Below are 17,293 nucleotides of genomic sequence, written 5' to 3' on the forward strand. Positions count from 1 at the left end.
CAGCCCCCTAATCTTCTTTATGCAATTCTTGATTCGTTGTTGATGTTATTATAGCATACCACCAAACTTGCTTCCAATCCCAAAGAAATGAATGTTACTCCGCAGTTTGGGATGCTGTCACTTTGCCTGAAAGTGTATCCTGCAACGCCTGTTTGGCATTAGCCAATTCAGTTTCGTTGATATATACATATGGACTTCTCCACTCTCCGGTTACAGGTGTGTAGTGCACATCCGATTTGGAAATATTCCAATAGGTTGAAATGAAGTTCTTCATCTGCTCCGATTCCACGTCTGTTGTCATGTTGTCGTCAATAGCTCCAATCACTTTACCAATCTTCGTTACGCCTCCCAGTGATTTCAACTGATCCAACATGGAATTCAACACTTGATTCTGACGTTTATTTCGGTCAAAGTCATTGGATTCGTCTGTCTTCGGCTTACAGTTCGATTTACGGTAACGAACAAAATCAAGCGCTTCTTTGCCATCCAAATGCTGTGCACCAGCCACCAGGTTAATATCCGTGCCATCCGCCGTATCTTTGTAACACATGTTTTTATCCACTGTCACATCAACGCCACCTACAGCATTAACCGCATCACGGAACGCTTGAAAATTCAGTACCGTTGTATAATTGATATCCACATTCAGATATTTGCCCATCATTTCTTTCATTTGATCCTCTGCATTTTTGCCAGAGGTTTTTTCTTGGGCTTTAAATTTAGGATAATAAGAATTCAATTTATTCGCCTTGTATCCATCCAACTGAATACGGGTATCCCGAGGTAAAGATACAATGGTTGCCGTCTTGGTCTCCGGATTCAGAGATGCTACCATAACCACATCCGAGAGATACGTACCTGTTTCGGGACGATTATCCGTACCTAGCAGCAACATCGTAATGGGTTTGGTTTTCGCTGACATTCCATCCGGTACTGGCTTGTCAATTCCCGTATCAGCTACCTGATTATATACCCAATAGAGATATCCACCGCCAACCACAATTGCAATAACCAATAAACTTAAAATCAGTCTGCCAAAGGTTCGCATCTTTTTTTTCTTCTTTGGTTGCTTACCTTTGCCGTTCTTCGATCCAGAAGCGCCGGATTGAGTCGGTGCCTGTCTCCGTGGAGGCAGTCCGTTCGAATTCGAGTTCATATCTTCAACACCTTTATCACATCTGTTTTGGCCTATATATAAGACAACCGCTTTCCCTAAGGAAAACGGATGGTCTATACTATACAGAATTTATGAGTTTCGAGCGGCAGCTTCCGCTTTTTTCTTTTGACGACCTTCAATAAAATAGCGCACTCTCACTAACAGCATCAAACCAACAGCCACCAGCAAACATTGAATAATTGGCAACTTGTCGATTTGAAAAACAAGAAGCATGAATGTGCCCATCGCCATCAATATATAGAGAACGATTTCCTTACCAAGTGGCAATTTCTGACGTACCCGAAACACCTTGTTATAAACGTAAGTAATCAATACAAAGATGACGATGTAGGCTACGATCGGGTTTGATGCGAACCATGCTTGCATGCACAGCCAGCTCCTTTCGTGTTCATGCTAGGATATAAGTTAACTATTGTGAAACCCTTTCGATAACTCTGAATAAGACACACATCGGAGGTGACCGTTCCGGTATCGGATCGTTCTTTTGATCGCTGTTATCCCCAGATTTTTTGATCCATTTACTCAATGGTAAAATCCGGGGATAAAGGCGAACGCTTCGCTTCTACAGAATCGATTCCGATCCCTTCACTACTTCCACTGTGCATAACATCGTTAACTTCTCTGTTCCATCAAACGTTAACTTATATAGTTTATTTTGTTGTTATTAGGCTTTTGAAGCCATTTTGCGTTGTTTTTCTGCACGTTCACGCTCGGATTTGTTCAGGATCTTCTTACGAAGACGAATAGATTTCGGTGTAATCTCACAATATTCATCTTCATTCAGATATTCAAGCGCTTGTTCCAACGAGAAGATAATCGGAGTTTTAATTTTAACCGTATCATCTTTACCTGAAGAACGAACGTTAGTCAGTTGTTTTTCTTTACAGATGTTAACAACGATATCATTGTCACGTGTATGTTCACCAACAATCATACCTTCGTAGATTTCAGTACCTGGCTCCAAGAAGAGCGTACCGCGATCCTCAACGCCCATCATTCCGTAGAACGTAGATGTACCCGTTTCAGTGGAGATCAGTACACCCTGGTGACGTCCACCCACTTGACCGGATACTACTGGAGCGTAGCTGTCAAATGCATGGTTCATAACACCGTAACCACGAGTCAATGTCAGGAAGTTTGTGCTATATCCGATCAAACCACGTGCTGGAATCAGGAACTCCAGACGAACTTGACCACTACCTGTGTTGACCATGTTAACCATCTCTGCTTTACGTGCGCCCAGGCTCTCCATTACGGAACCCATGCTTTCTTCAGGGATATCAATCAACAAGCGCTCAAGAGGTTCCATTTTCTTACCATCTACTTCTTTAACGATAACTTCTGGTTTGGACACTTGAAGCTCATATCCTTCACGACGCATGTTCTCAATCAGGATACCCAAGTGAAGCTCACCACGTCCGGAAACGACAAATGCATCCGGGCTTTCCGTTTCGTCAACACGAAGGGAAACGTCTGTTTCCAATTCTTTTAACAAACGCTCACGAAGTTTACGGGAAGTTACCCATTTACCTTCACGACCTGCGAATGGACTGTTGTTCACGAGGAACGTCATTTGCAGTGTAGGCTCATCGATTTTCAAAACTGGAAGTGCTTCTGGATTGTTAGGGTCAGCAATGGTTTCACCAATATTGATGTCCTTGATCCCTGCAATGGCAACGATGTCACCTGCTCCTGCTTCTTCCGTCTCAATACGTTTGAGACCCTGGAAACCGAACAGTTTTTCGATACGTGCAGTTTTGCTCTTACCATCACGCATAATAACCGTAACGGATTGTCCTTGACGGATCACACCGCGGTTAACACGACCAATGGCAATACGGCCAAGGTATTCATTGTAGTCCATCAAAGTTACGAGGAATTGAAGCGGCTCTTCAACATTCTCTGTTGGGTGAGGGATATGACTAACGATCGTATCGTAGATCGCCATCATGTTGTCATCCTGATTAGCAGGATCATTGTCCATGCTGGATGTTCCGTTCAATGCGGAAGCATACACAACAGGGAATTCAAGTTGTTGATCATTGGCACCCAGTTCAATGAACAGGTCCAATACTTCATCAATTACCTCAGCCGGACGAGCCGCTGGACGGTCAATTTTGTTTACAATAACGATAGGTGTCAGGTTATGCTCCAGTGCTTTACGCAATACGAATTTCGTTTGTGGCATACATCCTTCGTAAGCATCAACAACGAGCAAAACGCCGTCAACCATTTTCATGATACGTTCCACTTCACCACCGAAGTCGGCGTGTCCTGGTGTATCCACAATATTGATCAGGTAATCTTTATAGGTAATAGCTGTGTTTTTGGCCAGAATCGTAATACCGCGTTCACGCTCCAAATCGTTGGAGTCCATTGCGCGCTCCTGTACCGTTTCGTGATCACGGAAAGTACCGGATTGCTGGAGCAACTTGTCGACGAGCGTTGTTTTCCCGTGGTCGACGTGGGCAATAATCGCAATATTGCGAATGTGTTCTCTTGAATGCATGGTTTGTATCCATATCCTTTCCAATTTCAATTCTTATCTACTAAACTTCCCGCAATTTCGCAGGTTACTCACCCAAAATAAGCGTCGGTGATATCCCGACGCATGTCTATATCCCTTATATTATAGTTGATCATAGGTAAAAATCAAGATATTTCGCTTGAAAGACCGCTGGGAAAGTTACCAGCCTCTCCCTTGGCGTCCTCGTCCAAACAGCAACCACATCCCGCCTACAATTAAAAGTACTGCCAAAACGTAGATAATACCGGTGTGAAGCAGTGTAAATCCGAATAAAATAATTGAAAGGATGCCAACTCCCAATGCAACCGGAAGAACCATTGCAGGTCTACGGTGATCAGCCAGTGCATATTCAAGCAAACCAACGGCAATTCCAAGCAAAAAAGCAGGCCACAGGTTGCTCATCAATCCGCTGCCCCATGTATTCGTGATTCCGAACAACAGACCATAGACGGTTAACGTTCCTGCTGGAACGAGTGACCATGATGGCGTAAGCCTTGCATAATATAATGCATGAAGAGCAATACCAGGCAACAAGATGAGCAAAGGCCAGAAGTGCCGTCCAATAAAGCCAAACACACCAAGTTTCCCGAGTAAAATTATTAAACCTGCAACAAAAATAAATATTCCGATTGCTTTTTCATTTCTCATCCTCATCTACAATCACCTCTTATAACATTTGGCTATGTACCCCGTAAGCTAAACTATAAACTTTCCATGATGACTGACTGTTCCCAGCCTTCTTCTAGTGTAGCCGATGTGTATGCAAAAAACTACACTTTATGTCGTACTTCGCCTCTCTCCATTATCCTGTATTACCCTAAATTGATCGGTCCATGACTTATTCAAGTTCCCTCATTTCTTCGAAACAAATAAATACAGCAAAAAACTGCCCGCAAAGGGCAGTTCGCCAGAAAAATTTACATTTCCATTTGTAATCAATTTACACGTTTCGACGAACGAACTTGTGCGCTCCTCCAATCGCGATTACAAGACAAGCCATAGCCACAGGCAGCACTGTATGCGCCTCAGCTGCCAAGCCACCAAGCCATTGTCCCAGTTTCGGATCATTCATCACCATCTCACCTGCTGTGAAGGCCAGAATACCTGAACCGGCAAATACTAGAATTGGAAACCGCTTCAACAAACCAACAATCAACCCGCTACCCCACACCACAATTGGAATACTTATGGCAATCCCGATGACTGTAAGCGCCAAGTCCCCATCCGCCAGTGCAGCAATCGCGAGAACATTATCCAGACTCATGACAAAGTCAGCAATCAAAATGGTTTGGATCGCTTTCCAGGTCGTGGACGCCTTACGAATATGTACTTCATCTTCATTCTGAAGCAGCAGCTTCACAGCAATCCAGAGCAACAGCAAACCACCAGCCGCCTGAATAAAAGGAATACCCAACAGCAGTACTGCTGCAAAGGTTAACAAACAACGCAAAACAACAGCGCCGAAAGCCCCCCACCATACCGCCTGTTTGCGCTGTCTCACCGGCAAATCCTTGCTCGCAAGTGCAATTACAACCGCATTATCTCCACTCAGAACCAGATTGATCATTAATATTTCGGTCAACAGCCATAGCGTATCCATGCTTCTCCCCCCCACTCTAACTTGTATGTCAAAGTTGTCCATGCTATTCTTAAACGTTGAACAAGCTTTCTCAGGTTTGGATATATAGAAGGAGTGACATCGTATGGAGCTGTTTAGCCCCGCTTTTTGGCTAGCGTTGTTGAACGTTGTATTTATTGATCTAATTCTGGCTGGCGATAATGCAATCGTGATTGGTCTCGCGGCTCGAAATTTGCACCCTTCTGTGCAGAAAAGGGCGATTCTTTACGGAACAGGCGGCGCACTTTTGATTCGCATTGTAGCTACCGTGATTGTGCTCTGGCTGCTCAAAGTGCCGTGGCTGCTTCTTGTTGGGGGATTACTCCTGATCTGGATTGCGTACAAGCTATTGGCGGATCAAGGGGAAGAGCATTCGGATATCAAGGCTGGCAGTTCTCTCTGGACAGCCGTGCGAACGATTGTCATTGCAGACGCTGCCATGGGACTGGATAACGTCATCGCCGTTGCTGGTGCAGCACAGCAGCATTTGGTGCTTGTTATTCTAGGACTGCTGATCAGTGTACCTATTATCGTGTGGGGCAGTACGTTGTTTATCAAATTAATTAACCGTTTCCCTTGGATCATTTATCTTGGAGCCATTGTGCTGGGATATACGGCTTCCAATATGATTACAGAGGAGCAGCGTCTTGTACCTTTCTTCACTGAGCATCCTGCACTGAGAATCTTATTTATCCTTCTTGTTACTGCTGGTGTCGTATTTGCCGGATATCGCAAACGTGCAAGCAGCAATAAACCAGGTGGAGAGCGTCAGCACTCCTATTCCTAAGCTTTATTAATGATACTCCCTTCAGCCACAATCATAAAAAAGGACTGACCGATAATACATCGGCCAGTCCTTTTTCTTCATGCAGATAACATAGTCCTTATTATGTCATTCAATCCAGAATGCGGATCCTCAGAACCACTCTTCTTTCATGTCATTAACTTCATCCTGTTGATTGGTTATCATATAGTTTTCACCTGCATGCAGCGTAATTGTTTCTGTCTTCTCCACCGCCTGCTCCACCCATTCCGGCAGCTGACTCATGGTCGCTTCGATTTTGTCCACAATGCGAAGATTCGGGTTCGTTGTTGGGGATTTCGGTACAAAAAGAGTACAACAATCCTCATACGGAAGAATCGATATATCATACGTCCCGATCTGTTTAGATAAAGTTATAATTTCCTGTTTGTCCATCATGACAAGTGGTCGCAGCAACGGCAGATCTGTCGCACGCCCTATGACATTCATACTTGGCAAGGTCTGGCTCGCTACCTGACCCAGACTATCTCCGGTGATCAGTGCAAGCGCGCGCTCACGTTCAGCCAGCTTGGTTGCAATACGTAACATAGAGCGGCGCATCAGTGTGATGATCAAGTTATCCTGCCCCAGTTGGGTAAATGCAGTTTGAATTTCCGTAAAAGGAACCAGATGCAGCTTAATTGTGCCTGCATGATCAGCAAGTGCACGCGCCAAATCAATGACCTTTTCTTTGGCTCGCTGGCTTGTGAACGGGTAACTGTAAAAGTGTACACATTCCACTTCCAGGCCTCTACGCATCGAAGACCATGCCGCTACAGGGCTGTCTATACCACCCGATAATAACAGCATCGCTTTTCCATTTGTACCCAAGGGGAATCCACCTACGGCTGGAATCACCTCACTGAAGATATACGTGCCCTGATCCCGAATCTCCACACGCAGTTCAATGTTAGGTTGGCGCACGTCTACACTTAACTGCTGGAATTTCCGAAGAATCGGGGAACCTACCAAATGGTTCATTTCATGCGAAGAATTGGGGAACTCTTTCCATACACGCCTTGCATTAACTTTGAATGTGGTACCGTCTTTGAATTCAGACTCTCTCTCATCCATAAAAGCAATGGCTGTCTCCACGATTTGGTCAGTTTCAGATGGAGTCACTTTAACAGGACTGATCGATGTAACACCGAATACTCGTTTCAGCACAGCAATCAGTTCTGTATGAGATTCACCACCCAGATCGACATACAACCTCCCAAACTCCTTCCGAAGACTTGCCCCTGGATAAGGTTTGAGCAGGGAACGCACCTGGGTGATAATCGTTTTTTCGAACCGGGCACGGTTTTTTCCTTTTAACATAAACTCTCCGAAACGGAGAAGCAGCATATCATATTTCATCTAAAATCACATCCGCCTTTCCAACGGGCGCAGCTGCGCCATCATCTGATGTAAAGCCTGCTCCAGCAGAGCCACATCTTCTTCTGTATGTTCATCTCCAAGACTAATACGCAATCCACCAGCAGCACAAGCATTATCCCTGCCCATGGCAAGCAATACCCTGCTCGGTTCAGCCGATCGCGAAGAGCAGGCAGATTGTGTAGAAACAGTTACTCCAAGTTGTTCGAGGGTATGCAGCGCTACTTCTGCCTTCATTCCAGGATAGGAAAAATGAACAATGTGCGGCGCCCCCTCTTTATGACTATTTAACACAAGTCCGGGAATCGTATCTATGACCTCCATAATACGATCTCTCAAAATCGTTGTACGTTGCGCAAATTCAGCCTGACGTTCCGCAGAGAGACGCATCGCCTTCGCCATACCCACAAGCAAAGGTACATTTTCAGTTCCCGCTCTAAATCCCTGTTCTTGAGACCCCCCTGACAATAAAGGGGTTAGCTCCACCCCACTTCGTACGTAGAGAAGTCCAGCTCCTTTGGGACCACGAATCTTGTGAGCAGACAAGCTGTACAGATCCGCGCCCCATGCCGCAGGTTTAGCCTCCATCTTGCCAAAACCCTGCACGCCATCTACATGAAAAAGCACCTTTGGTGTTTCCCTTTTCAGTCGTGCACCGATTTCAGCAATTGGGTGTATCGCTCCTGTTTCATTGTTTACATGCATCAAGCTCACAAGCACCGTATCAGATCTTATGGCATCCATTACCTGCTGGGCGCTAACCAGACCACTGGAATCCACGGGAAGCCAAGTGACTTCCCATCCCCACTGCTGTAGCTGCACAAAACTCTCGTATACCGAAGCATGTTCTGTTCCAGTTGTAATAATGTGTTTGCCCCTAGACTGATACTGTAAAGCCGCCCCTTTAATAGCAAGATTGTTGCTCTCGGTTGCGCCGGAGGTAAATACGATTTCTTCCGGTTTCACATCAATAGCGGCAGCACAACCAGCTCGCGCTCGGCGTAACAATTGATGGGCTCGCTCACCGTACCCATGGATTGATGACGGATTCCCATATTGCGCCTCCATAATCTCGGCCATTGTACGAACGACATCTGGATGAGGAGGCGTTGTTGCAGCATAATCAAAATATTTCAAATGAGGTTCCCCTCCTTGTCTGTTCGTTGTGGAATCTACAGTGAGCATTGTAACACGATCCCCGCTCAACACAAAAAGACCAAACAGGAACCAAGCACATTTAAGGCTGCTGTTCCCGCGTTTGATCTCTTCCTGGACGTACTGTTGTGTTGCCATTTTTGTGGTTTATACCATTTATACCGTATATTTCGACTGTGCTTTCTCCACTTTGGAGATATAAGCCTGTGTTTCCAATGGGAGGCGGTTAAGTACACTCATCAGTTCAGCGTCGCTCGATACACCCAGACTCGAAACTCGTCCGGGTCCGCCATTGTAAGCAGCAAGTGCCATCTTCACCTCGCCACCAAAACGCTGAAGCTGGAGAGACAGGTATTTGGTTCCACCATCTATATTTTGAGCGGGATCATAAGCGTTACTAACTCCCAACCCTGCTGCCGTCCCATCCATCAACTGCATTAGTCCTTTGGCACCTGCCGAAGACACTACATTCGGATTGAAACCGGATTCTGTGTCAATGACCGCCTTGATCAATGATTCAGGCACCCCATATTTGGTGCTCGCCGAAGCAATCAAAGATTCAAAATCTGTAGGTACAGATGCACCCGAATCCACTGCTCCTGTGTTTAGCAGAGAAGATAAAGAAACCACATTACTGTTCGAGGAAGAAACAGAACTTGTGTCCGGGTTATACATGCTACCTAGTTGCAACCACAACAGACCGTCACTGGATCGTTTGGAGATCGCAGCAGAATTCACGTCTTCGCCAACGGTACCAGTATTGTTCAACGTATTTGAATTCGTCCCGAGCAGCCCGTCCATCATACTGGCAAAATCCACTGTTGAAGCGGAGTTTCCATCCGATGCATTGGTTTCGTTGAGACTATTGGACAATTGCGGTTCCAGCAACTGCCGCGACGCGCGCGGATCAATCTGCATGAGTTATATTCACTCCCGTATAATGTAAACGTAGATTATGACTTTATTCTACATTATTTTACAGGGAGGTTCCATTGTTTTCAAAAAAATAGACCGATCATACAACTTTATTACGCAAATGCGAAAAAACCTTCTGTAATCCCCCTTTAGAAGGCGGGAGCAGAAGGCTGAAAATAATAAGCTCATATCCTGTTCGTTAAGCACTTGTTTAGTGCTAAAAAGATTAGATCATGTTTGTGCTTTGCTTTATTAACGGGCGAATGGGATCATGAAGAAATAGCTGAGTGTTGCCACTGCCCCAAGTCCGATGGACCACGCACCCGCCGTTTTCCGGCCATTGACGTAAGCATAGTAACCAAGTACGGCTGCAGCTGGACCAAGGACAATGGACCACATAAATAAGGATGCGATACCAAAGGCCAGCCCCATATATCCAGAGATACGGCCAGTAGATTTCATAACACCGTCACCGTCATCTTCACGCTTAACAGGAGTATGATCTGTTCTTTCCGTAGGTTCTGTTCGAATAGAACTTGTTGGGGGCGCTACCTCTGCGCCATACTCTTCTCTGTGGCTACGTCTTGGATAGTCTACACGTTGACGCTGCTTTTCATCTAACGGAGTCGATTTTGGACGTTGGAACGATTGATCATCTCTACGGTCATTATTCAATGCAAAGCACCTCCATATAAATGGGAATGACTGCTCATTTCGGTCTGAATGTGTGACAGCAAGTCGCAGATGAAGTACGGGCATGATCGTGATGATCGGAATCAAAAGTCTCTCCGGCAAATTCCTCATGTAAACGACGGGTGGCATGTTGGTCAATGTCAATCATGATGGCATCAGCCTGGCAGAAATTGTTTTCTCCCCAAAAGTGGCAGTTAGCAACACTGCATTTGACGATCGGCTTCTCTTGGCTCATTTTTATCACCTCGACATCTATTGTCTCCGCACCGTAAATCGGCTATTCTCCAACGAAATGCCAGATGATGACATGATCCTTTATCTACAAATGCCAGTTGAAGAAAACGCAAAAAAACCGCCCACAAGGGCGGTTTTGTCCAATTCGTATATAAGTTGAAAATGTAATTACGCGTGATTGCGTTGGTTTTGCATCCGACGCTGCGTTAGATAGTCACTTTCATAAAAGGCCAAATCATCGCGCAATTCTTCGTACGTTTTTGATATCTCAAGAATGACATCACGTACTGCACGAATTGGTTTATCACGGAAACGGATTGCATCCTGACCAGTGTAAGCATATCTTCCATCTTCGGAGTAACATTCATTTTTGGGATAAAAAAAGCTGTTTATACTTTGATGATATGTGTTATAGAGAGCCTTTTCGGCAAAATCGACATCAAAATTGGCACGACGCAGCACAACGCCAAGTTTTTCGTAAGAAACTTCAGAAAAAACGAGCAAATGACGGAGATCCGAAAGAAATCCTTTGTAGAAGGCTGATGACTCCTCCGTCTGATTCTGATCCAGTTCAGGCAAGGCATTTTCATTCAAAAATTTTTCGATCCGATCGATAGCCGGTTTTAACTTTTCCCTAGTTGACTCACATGTTTTCTGTACATTGGCTGCTGACATAAAGGTAGCTCCCCCTTAAATAAGTCCTTACATATAGATCGGCCAACGGGAGGTTCTCCCCTGACCTTGAATTCTCAGGTACTATCCTACCATAAAAAGATGACGAGCGGTATCCCTTAATCAGGCTTTCCCTTTCTGTTCCTGAACATGCCCTTTATACATTGCTCACCTGATGTTCATCTGCATAAAAATAACCGCTTTTCCTAACGATAGATATATCCAGTGACAACGATGATATCAGAGCACTGTAAGATGATTTTCAAAATAAACGAGGAGGTTCCATCCTTATGTCCAGACCGAAATGGGTTAACTGGGCCATTGCCGCGGGTGCGGGCGCACTTGCCTTGACGCTTTTGCTTCCAACGTCCAATCGCCCTGTTCCTGCTCCAAGTGCCATGCCCGATTCTCCACACGAGGAACATGCGAGCAAACAACGTCTTAAAGTCCAGGATGTAAAGTCAACCGATCTGCTGACCCGTGCAGATGCCAAACAGCACCTTAGCATCATGCTAGAGAAGACCTCCAAAATGAATGATGTGCAAATAAGCCAATACGTTAAAGAGCTACAAAAAACACATGATCATATACGATCTATTGATGTAATGAATACCAAAGGATTACGCAGTCGGCACTTTGACAAAACAGCAGCAAAAGGAAGCAAAATGGAACAGCAAAAGCTGGAGCATTCTCTCGCCTTAGCCAAGAAAGCAGTGAGCAAACGTCAAAGCTTCGAATCTTCTTCCTTTCCTCTCGGCAAGGAAAAGTTTTTTGTTATGGCGCAGCCCTCCAAGGATGGAGAACGTGCCGTCATTGCTCTGTTTAGCCAAAATGTACTGAATGCCGTGGAACAGCATCAGCGCAAAAATTTGCGCATGATCCCTTATCCTCGTGAAGGTAAATTTAAAATCGAGTCAGTGCACCCTGACACCCTTAAAGAAATCACTGTAAAAACAGGACATGATAATGCCAATGCCAGCCATTTTTACGAAAATGAAATCGTTATCCGGTTCCGTCAGGATCCAGGTGAACGGGATATGCGCATCATTAAATCTGACCTGCGGACGCAATCGGCACGCAAGCTGGGATACACGTATGTTTTTCGGTCGGAACATATGAATTATGAACAATTACATGCTTATTTCGAACGTAAATGGAATCCGCTGTATATGGAACCCCACTACATGTATTTAACCAATGAGACCGTTCCTGAACAAAAAGATGTAACCGTGCCCAATGATATTTTGTTTTCCGATTACCAATGGAACCTGCCCGCCATTGAGACTAACCGTGGCTGGAATATTACGAAGGGCAACAAGGATGTTATCGTTGCGGTGGTAGACACCGGCGTTGATCTGACTCATCCCGATCTGAAGGGTAAGCTACTGAAAGGTTATAACGTTGTCGATCCGGCGAGCCAACCGCTTGATGACGTAGGCCATGGTACACATGTAGCAGGCATCATTGGCGCTGTTGTGAATAACAACGAAGGTGTAGCAGGCATGAGCTGGTATAACAAGGTACTGCCTGTTAAAGTGCTGGATAATTCGGGTTCAGGCACAACCTATGCTGTGGCCGAAGGCATCATTTGGGCTGCTGATCATGGAGCCAAGGTCATTAATATGAGTCTGGGTAACTATGCCGATGCCCAATTTCTTCATGATGCTATCAAATACGCTTTTGATCGCGACATTGTATTAATTGCAGCGACCGGTAACGATAATACGGAGCGTCCGGGATACCCTGCCGCTTATCCAGAAGTATTTGCGGTATCCGCTACGGATGCTGACATGAACAAAGCTTCCTATTCCAACTACGGGGATTACGTCGATGTGACGGCTCCAGGGACCAGCATTGCAAGTACGTATCCGAACAACCAATATGCAGCCTTGTCCGGAACGTCGATGGCCAGCCCCCATGTGGCGGCACTTGCAGGCTTGATTCGCTCACTCAACCCTGATTTGACGAACACAGAAGTCATGGATCTCATGCGTCAAAGCGTCATAGATCTGGGAGACCCAGGTCATGACAAGTATTTCGGTTATGGTCAGATCGATGTGTTTAAAGCATTGGAGGCGGCCTCTGGCAACAGTGCCCCACTTCAATTCTGGCCACAACATGTGAGACAACAAATGGACAATACAATGAAAAGGTACATCAAACAATAACCGTACACTGTATAAAAAAAAAAAAAAAGCAGCTGCGCCCCGGGGCGTATGCTGCTCTTTGGTATATTTACCTATTCCCCCGGGGCACCCGCTGCGACTAGCGTTTGCGGGATGTTGTGCGGGATTTGCTTGATTTTTTCACGGATTTTTTCTTCCCGTTGTAGCTTGAAACATAACAAGGATCTTCTTCTTTGACCACGACAGGATACATGTGATGATGGATTGGCACACAGTGATGTTTTTTGATGACTTCAATCGGGTGAATTACGGGTACGATTTGTGGGATGTAGTAATCTTCAACAACCTGGATTGGGTCACATACAATCGGACAAAGCGGTGGACAGAAATGGTTCATTTCAAACCAACTCCCTTTCAAGTGATACTATAACGTATTGCACTGGGTCCGATGTGGATTGGATGTATGTCCGTGTTCCGAAAAATTATATAAGCGGGAGCCTGTCCGCCGATGTCCCACCCTGTTGCGGTGTAATGTTCTTAATGACCATGCATAATACCCGCAGCCCTTCACATAACAGCTCCTGATTCGTAACCGTGAAGCAAATCCTTAGACTCGCCGTATCCGTTTCCCCCACATAACAAGCAGAGCCCGGCAAAAAAGAAACACCTGCAGAAAGTGACTGGCGATGCAGCTCACGCATATCCAAACCATCTGGCAATTGCAGCCACAAGTTTAGTCCTCCATCAGGCAAAGTCCAGTACATCCCGGGAGAACCATGTTCCTCCAGTACCGCTGATGCGGCCAGCAGCCGGGAATATAACTCATCTCTCAATCGCGCTGTATACGCACTGTATTGATGTTGTATAAACGATTGCAAGGCCTTTTGTGTAAGCAGCGGACTCCCGAGATCTGCAGTGGATTTGGCTGCAACAAGTCGGGTGAGCACACTTCCGTCTGCAACTGCACACGCCACACGGCAGCCAGGAGACAGTACTTTGCTGAAGCTTTTAATATATATCACATGGCCCGTCCCATCCATCGATTTAATGGAAGCAGGTGGAGGATCACGGAAATACAGATCGGCGAACGGATCATCCTCCAGGATGAGACAATGATAACTCTGAGCAAGGTTAAGCAGTTGCGCACGCCGTTTGGCACTCATCGTAATGCCCGTCGGATTGTGAAACGTAGGAATCGTGTATATCAACTTTGGCGGGTATGTATCACACAATCGGGTTAACAAATCAATACGCATACCATCGTCATCCATCGGCACCGTAATAATCTTCGCTCCTCTGCTTGTGAACACATCAATGGCTCCCGTATAGCTCGGTGCTTCCATGTAAACGACGTCACCAGGACCAACAAAGGTACGCGCGACAAGATCGATCCCCTGCTGGGTACCGCTCGTAATCAGCATTCGTTCAGGCATTACCCGCAAACCTCTTTCTGCAAAATGCCCAGAAAACGTCTGACGCAATTCCCTATCTCCCTGAAAGGACCCGTAGGCAGCCATGCGCTCTGGATGATTCGAGGAAAGTCGGTATGCACTATCGATAATCTCTCGCGTTGGCAACAATTCAGGCTGAATTGCCGACATATGCAGCTCATATTTAACTTGTGGAGATGCGTCAAAATGTCTCCAGAGCTGAGCTCGGGGCAAATAATCCACAAGAGCCATCTGCCAGTTCCAAGGTGTGCTGGATTCATTCTTTGCATGAGTACGGTGATTTCTCTCCATATCCTCCGTTTTCTCCAGTTCTTGCGCCCCCCGTACGTAACATCCCTTCCCCTGGGAACATGTAACCAGCTGTATGGCTTCGAGCTCGGCATAAGCTTTGGACACGGTGACCAGGCTGACGCCCAGATCAGTCGTCATTTTACGAACCGACGGCAGACGGGTTCCAGGCTCAATTAGTCCAGACCTTATTCGGTCAGCAAGTGTAAGGGCGATCTGAACATACAATTTGGTGCTGCTTCCCCGTTTCAATTCAATATGCACACCTGCACCCTCCCAACTGTTATGATCAGCATTTTACTGTTATACTGCATTCCGTCTATTATAGTTTATAATATCAGTATAACAGTGAATAACAGGAGATGAGAATAATATGAATATCCCTTGGTCCAAAATGGCACAAAATACCCCGTCCTCTGTCGTTCGCGACATGTTACAGGCTGCACAGGCGCCTGGAATGATTTCTCTGGCCGGCGGTTTACCCGCCCAGTCATCATTCCCGCTTGAGGCCATCCGTGACGCATACGAAAAGGTATTCATGGGTGGTTCGGCTGCTCTTCAATATGCAGAAACAGAAGGTTTCCGACCATTACGTGCCAAAATTGCAGAACGTCTTGAGTCCAAGGGCATTCCCGCTTCACCTGACCATATGCTTCTGACTACCGGTTCCCAGCAATCCATTGACTTGGTATGCCGAATTTTGCTCGATCCAGGCGACAGCGTACTGGTTGAATCACCAACCTATCTGGCTGCTCTTCAAGTCATTCATTCCTATCAGGCTGAGGCGCACGGTGTTACCTGTGATGATGACGGAATGTTACCTGAATCCCTGGAGGAACAGCTACAACTGCATCGACCAAAGCTCGTTTACATTAACCCTACGTTCTCCAACCCGTCAGGTAAAGTATGGAGTCGCACCAGACGGCAACAAGCCGTGGATCTGTGCCGGAAATATGGCGTACTGATTCTGGAAGACGATCCTTATGGTGAAATCCGCTTTAAACCGGAACAACTGGATGCCCCTGCACTGGCGCAATTGGATGCGGAATCCTATGAGGGTCCATCCAATGTCATCTATACCAGCACATTCTCCAAAACAGTAGCACCAGGTCTCCGCACAGGCTGGATACTGGCTGCTCCGGATGTTATCAAAATTGCTGCACGGGCCAAACAAGGGGCAGATTTGCACTCCAGCAGCATCGACCAAAGAGCACTTCATGCACTACTGGAGTCTTTCGATCTGGACGTTCATATTCGCACTATCTCACAGGATTATGAACAACGGATGAAAAAAATGACCACTCTCATGGCTGCAAAATCGTGGGAAGGCATCTCTTGGAACTCACCTCAGGGCGGAATGTTCCTATGGCTGCAACTGCCTGAGGGTATGCTGGCCAGCAACCTGTTTACCTATGGAATTCAAGAGAAAGTATGTATTGTACCAGGGGATTCCTTCTATGCGGGTACACCAGAGCTGAACCGTATGCGAATCAACTTTACTCATACTGATCCAGATCTGCTTCCCGAAGCTGTAGAGCGTATGGATCGTGCCATTCAACGCTGGCATGCATCATTACAGTCGGACAGTGTAGTTACACTGTAACGAACTGTCATCCACTGTATCATTAGGAACAATTTCTCATTCTTGAATAACTACAAAAATAAGGCGCCAGATTCGAGCAATCTCGAAGTCTGACGCCTTATTTATATGACCTGCTGTGCAGGAATTCTTTTGAAGTTTAGTTTAATCGCGTCCTTCTGATCAGTCAGGCACATCAGGTACAATTGATCTGTTTGCCCGTGACTGATAGTGGACTGTACTTGTTACTGTTGTGTTGTAGTTAGGAAAGCTTACCGTAAGCCGGGTTCTGTGCTCTTCGTGGTTCAGACGGGAACTACCCTCCCACCACAAGCGACAATCATCTATCTAGGCCATACATTGCTGCACAGCTCAAGCGACCAACCTAGACACACCTCGGGCTAAGGCTGCCTTCTCTGAAGAGTTGACTGTGTCCCATTAGGTCTTGCTCCAGATGGGGTTTACCAGGAACGAAGTCACCAGCGTTCCTCGGGGTCTCTTACACCTCGGTTCCATCCTTGCCTGTGCCGGAAAATCCGGCCATCGGCGGTCCATTTCTGTGGCACTATCCTTCAACTCGCGCTGACTGGACGTTATCCAGCATCCTGCCCTGTGGAGCCCGGACTTTCCTCTCGTGGCAACGAGGCCACCAGCGATTGTCTGTCAAGCTTTCCGAACA

Annotated in this window: 16 protein-coding genes and 1 other RNA gene; 3 read left to right on the forward strand and 14 right to left on the reverse strand. The window is 46.1% G+C overall.

Annotated features, from left to right (window positions below; all coding sequences use genetic code 11):
* Nucleotides 1-94: 94 nt before the first annotated feature.
* From RS891_RS22790 to RS891_RS22810, 5 genes are all read right to left on the reverse strand, one after another.
* Nucleotides 95-1,156: an LCP family protein gene (locus RS891_RS22790; protein ID WP_113053834.1), complete on the reverse strand. Its 1,062-nt coding sequence runs from the start codon at nucleotides 1,154-1,156 to the stop codon at nucleotides 95-97.
* A 90-nt stretch (nucleotides 1,157-1,246) separates the two neighbouring features.
* Nucleotides 1,247-1,543: a YlaH-like family protein gene (locus tag RS891_RS22795; protein WP_053781242.1), complete on the reverse strand. Its 297-nt coding sequence runs from the start codon at nucleotides 1,541-1,543 to the stop codon at nucleotides 1,247-1,249.
* A 298-nt stretch (nucleotides 1,544-1,841) separates the two neighbouring features.
* Nucleotides 1,842-3,686 (reverse strand): translational GTPase TypA, encoded by a 1,845-nt coding sequence (typA, locus tag RS891_RS22800; protein ID WP_109998743.1) that lies wholly within the window; start codon nucleotides 3,684-3,686, stop codon nucleotides 1,842-1,844.
* A gap of 177 nt (nucleotides 3,687-3,863) precedes the next feature.
* Nucleotides 3,864-4,358, reverse strand: a complete 495-nt coding sequence (locus tag RS891_RS22805; RefSeq protein ID WP_113053833.1) for a hypothetical protein — start codon at nucleotides 4,356-4,358, stop codon at nucleotides 3,864-3,866.
* 286 nt (nucleotides 4,359-4,644) lie between these two features.
* Nucleotides 4,645-5,304: a TerC family protein gene (locus tag RS891_RS22810; protein WP_315793266.1), complete on the reverse strand. Its 660-nt coding sequence runs from the start codon at nucleotides 5,302-5,304 to the stop codon at nucleotides 4,645-4,647.
* A gap of 103 nt (nucleotides 5,305-5,407) precedes the next feature.
* On the opposite strand from RS891_RS22810, the gene RS891_RS22815 reads away from it, so the two are divergent.
* Nucleotides 5,408-6,109: a TerC family protein gene (locus RS891_RS22815; protein WP_315793267.1), complete on the forward strand. Its 702-nt coding sequence runs from the start codon at nucleotides 5,408-5,410 to the stop codon at nucleotides 6,107-6,109.
* Nucleotides 6,110-6,238: 129 nt separating this feature from the next.
* Here the strand turns inward: RS891_RS22815 and thiI are convergent, their stop codons facing one another.
* From thiI to RS891_RS22845, 6 genes are all read right to left on the reverse strand, one after another.
* Nucleotides 6,239-7,483, reverse strand: coding sequence for a tRNA uracil 4-sulfurtransferase ThiI (gene thiI / locus RS891_RS22820; protein WP_315793268.1), 1,245 nt, complete (start codon nucleotides 7,481-7,483; stop codon nucleotides 6,239-6,241).
* Nucleotides 7,484-7,489: 6 nt separating this feature from the next.
* Nucleotides 7,490-8,638 carry a cysteine desulfurase family protein gene (locus RS891_RS22825; protein ID WP_315793269.1) on the reverse strand — a complete coding sequence of 383 codons (1,149 nt, stop codon included), beginning with the start codon at nucleotides 8,636-8,638 and terminating at the stop codon, nucleotides 7,490-7,492.
* Nucleotides 8,639-8,812: 174 nt separating this feature from the next.
* Complete coding sequence (locus RS891_RS22830) at nucleotides 8,813-9,574, reverse strand: lytic transglycosylase domain-containing protein (protein ID WP_315793270.1); 762 nt, start codon at nucleotides 9,572-9,574, stop codon at nucleotides 8,813-8,815.
* Nucleotides 9,575-9,823: 249 nt separating this feature from the next.
* The gene (locus tag RS891_RS22835) at nucleotides 9,824-10,246 is read right to left on the reverse strand and encodes a hypothetical protein (RefSeq protein WP_315793271.1); all 423 of its coding nucleotides are present in this window, start codon (nucleotides 10,244-10,246) and stop codon (nucleotides 9,824-9,826) included.
* A gap of 34 nt (nucleotides 10,247-10,280) precedes the next feature.
* A complete protein-coding gene (locus RS891_RS22840; RefSeq protein ID WP_315793272.1) occupies nucleotides 10,281-10,499 on the reverse strand; it encodes a DUF1540 domain-containing protein in 219 nt (72 codons plus the stop codon).
* Nucleotides 10,500-10,666: 167 nt separating this feature from the next.
* Nucleotides 10,667-11,173, reverse strand: a complete 507-nt coding sequence (locus tag RS891_RS22845; protein WP_063567014.1) for a YpuI family protein — start codon at nucleotides 11,171-11,173, stop codon at nucleotides 10,667-10,669.
* 287 nt (nucleotides 11,174-11,460) lie between these two features.
* Here RS891_RS22845 and RS891_RS22850 point away from each other — a divergent pair, with 287 nt between their 5' ends.
* Nucleotides 11,461-13,338, forward strand: coding sequence for a S8 family peptidase (locus RS891_RS22850; RefSeq protein WP_315793273.1), 1,878 nt, complete (start codon nucleotides 11,461-11,463; stop codon nucleotides 13,336-13,338).
* A gap of 97 nt (nucleotides 13,339-13,435) precedes the next feature.
* Here the strand turns inward: RS891_RS22850 and RS891_RS22855 are convergent, their stop codons facing one another.
* A complete protein-coding gene (locus tag RS891_RS22855) occupies nucleotides 13,436-13,693 on the reverse strand; it encodes a hypothetical protein (protein ID WP_315793274.1) in 258 nt (85 codons plus the stop codon).
* An 85-nt stretch (nucleotides 13,694-13,778) separates the two neighbouring features.
* Nucleotides 13,779-15,299: a MocR-like pyridoxine biosynthesis transcription factor PdxR gene (locus RS891_RS22860; protein WP_315793275.1), complete on the reverse strand. Its 1,521-nt coding sequence runs from the start codon at nucleotides 15,297-15,299 to the stop codon at nucleotides 13,779-13,781.
* Nucleotides 15,300-15,408: 109 nt separating this feature from the next.
* Between RS891_RS22860 and RS891_RS22865 the strand changes: the two genes are divergently transcribed.
* Nucleotides 15,409-16,638 carry an aminotransferase-like domain-containing protein gene (locus RS891_RS22865; protein ID WP_113053825.1) on the forward strand — a complete coding sequence of 410 codons (1,230 nt, stop codon included), beginning with the start codon at nucleotides 15,409-15,411 and terminating at the stop codon, nucleotides 16,636-16,638.
* A 239-nt stretch (nucleotides 16,639-16,877) separates the two neighbouring features.
* On the opposite strand, the gene rnpB is transcribed toward RS891_RS22865, so the two are convergent.
* Nucleotides 16,878-17,286, reverse strand: an RNA gene (gene rnpB / locus RS891_RS22870) — RNase P RNA component class A.
* Nucleotides 17,287-17,293 lie beyond the last annotated feature (7 nt).

The sequence above is a fragment of the Paenibacillus sp. BIC5C1 genome (assembly GCF_032399705.1).
Lineage (GTDB): Bacteria > Bacillota > Bacilli > Paenibacillales > Paenibacillaceae > Paenibacillus > Paenibacillus taichungensis_A.

What these genes read in the sequence shown, in the direction of transcription:
- RS891_RS22790 (WP_113053834.1), bottom strand. Translation starts at nt 1,156, where the DNA reads ATGAACTCGAATTCGAACGGACTGCCTCCACGGAGACAGGCACCGACT.
- RS891_RS22795 (WP_053781242.1), bottom strand. Translation starts at nt 1,543, where the DNA reads ATGCAAGCATGGTTCGCATCAAACCCGATCGTAGCCTACATCGTCATC.
- typA (WP_109998743.1), bottom strand. Translation starts at nt 3,686, where the DNA reads ATGCATTCAAGAGAACACATTCGCAATATTGCGATTATTGCCCACGTC.
- RS891_RS22805 (WP_113053833.1), bottom strand. Translation starts at nt 4,358, where the DNA reads ATGAGGATGAGAAATGAAAAAGCAATCGGAATATTTATTTTTGTTGCA.
- RS891_RS22810 (WP_315793266.1), bottom strand. Translation starts at nt 5,304, where the DNA reads ATGGATACGCTATGGCTGTTGACCGAAATATTAATGATCAATCTGGTT.
- RS891_RS22815 (WP_315793267.1), top strand. Translation starts at nt 5,408, where the DNA reads ATGGAGCTGTTTAGCCCCGCTTTTTGGCTAGCGTTGTTGAACGTTGTA.
- thiI (WP_315793268.1), bottom strand. Translation starts at nt 7,483, where the DNA reads ATGAAATATGATATGCTGCTTCTCCGTTTCGGAGAGTTTATGTTAAAA.
- RS891_RS22830 (WP_315793270.1), bottom strand. Translation starts at nt 9,574, where the DNA reads ATGCAGATTGATCCGCGCGCGTCGCGGCAGTTGCTGGAACCGCAATTG.
- RS891_RS22840 (WP_315793272.1), bottom strand. Translation starts at nt 10,499, where the DNA reads ATGAGCCAAGAGAAGCCGATCGTCAAATGCAGTGTTGCTAACTGCCAC.
- RS891_RS22845 (WP_063567014.1), bottom strand. Translation starts at nt 11,173, where the DNA reads ATGTCAGCAGCCAATGTACAGAAAACATGTGAGTCAACTAGGGAAAAG.
- RS891_RS22850 (WP_315793273.1), top strand. Translation starts at nt 11,461, where the DNA reads ATGTCCAGACCGAAATGGGTTAACTGGGCCATTGCCGCGGGTGCGGGC.
- RS891_RS22855 (WP_315793274.1), bottom strand. Translation starts at nt 13,693, where the DNA reads ATGAACCATTTCTGTCCACCGCTTTGTCCGATTGTATGTGACCCAATC.
- RS891_RS22865 (WP_113053825.1), top strand. Translation starts at nt 15,409, where the DNA reads ATGAATATCCCTTGGTCCAAAATGGCACAAAATACCCCGTCCTCTGTC.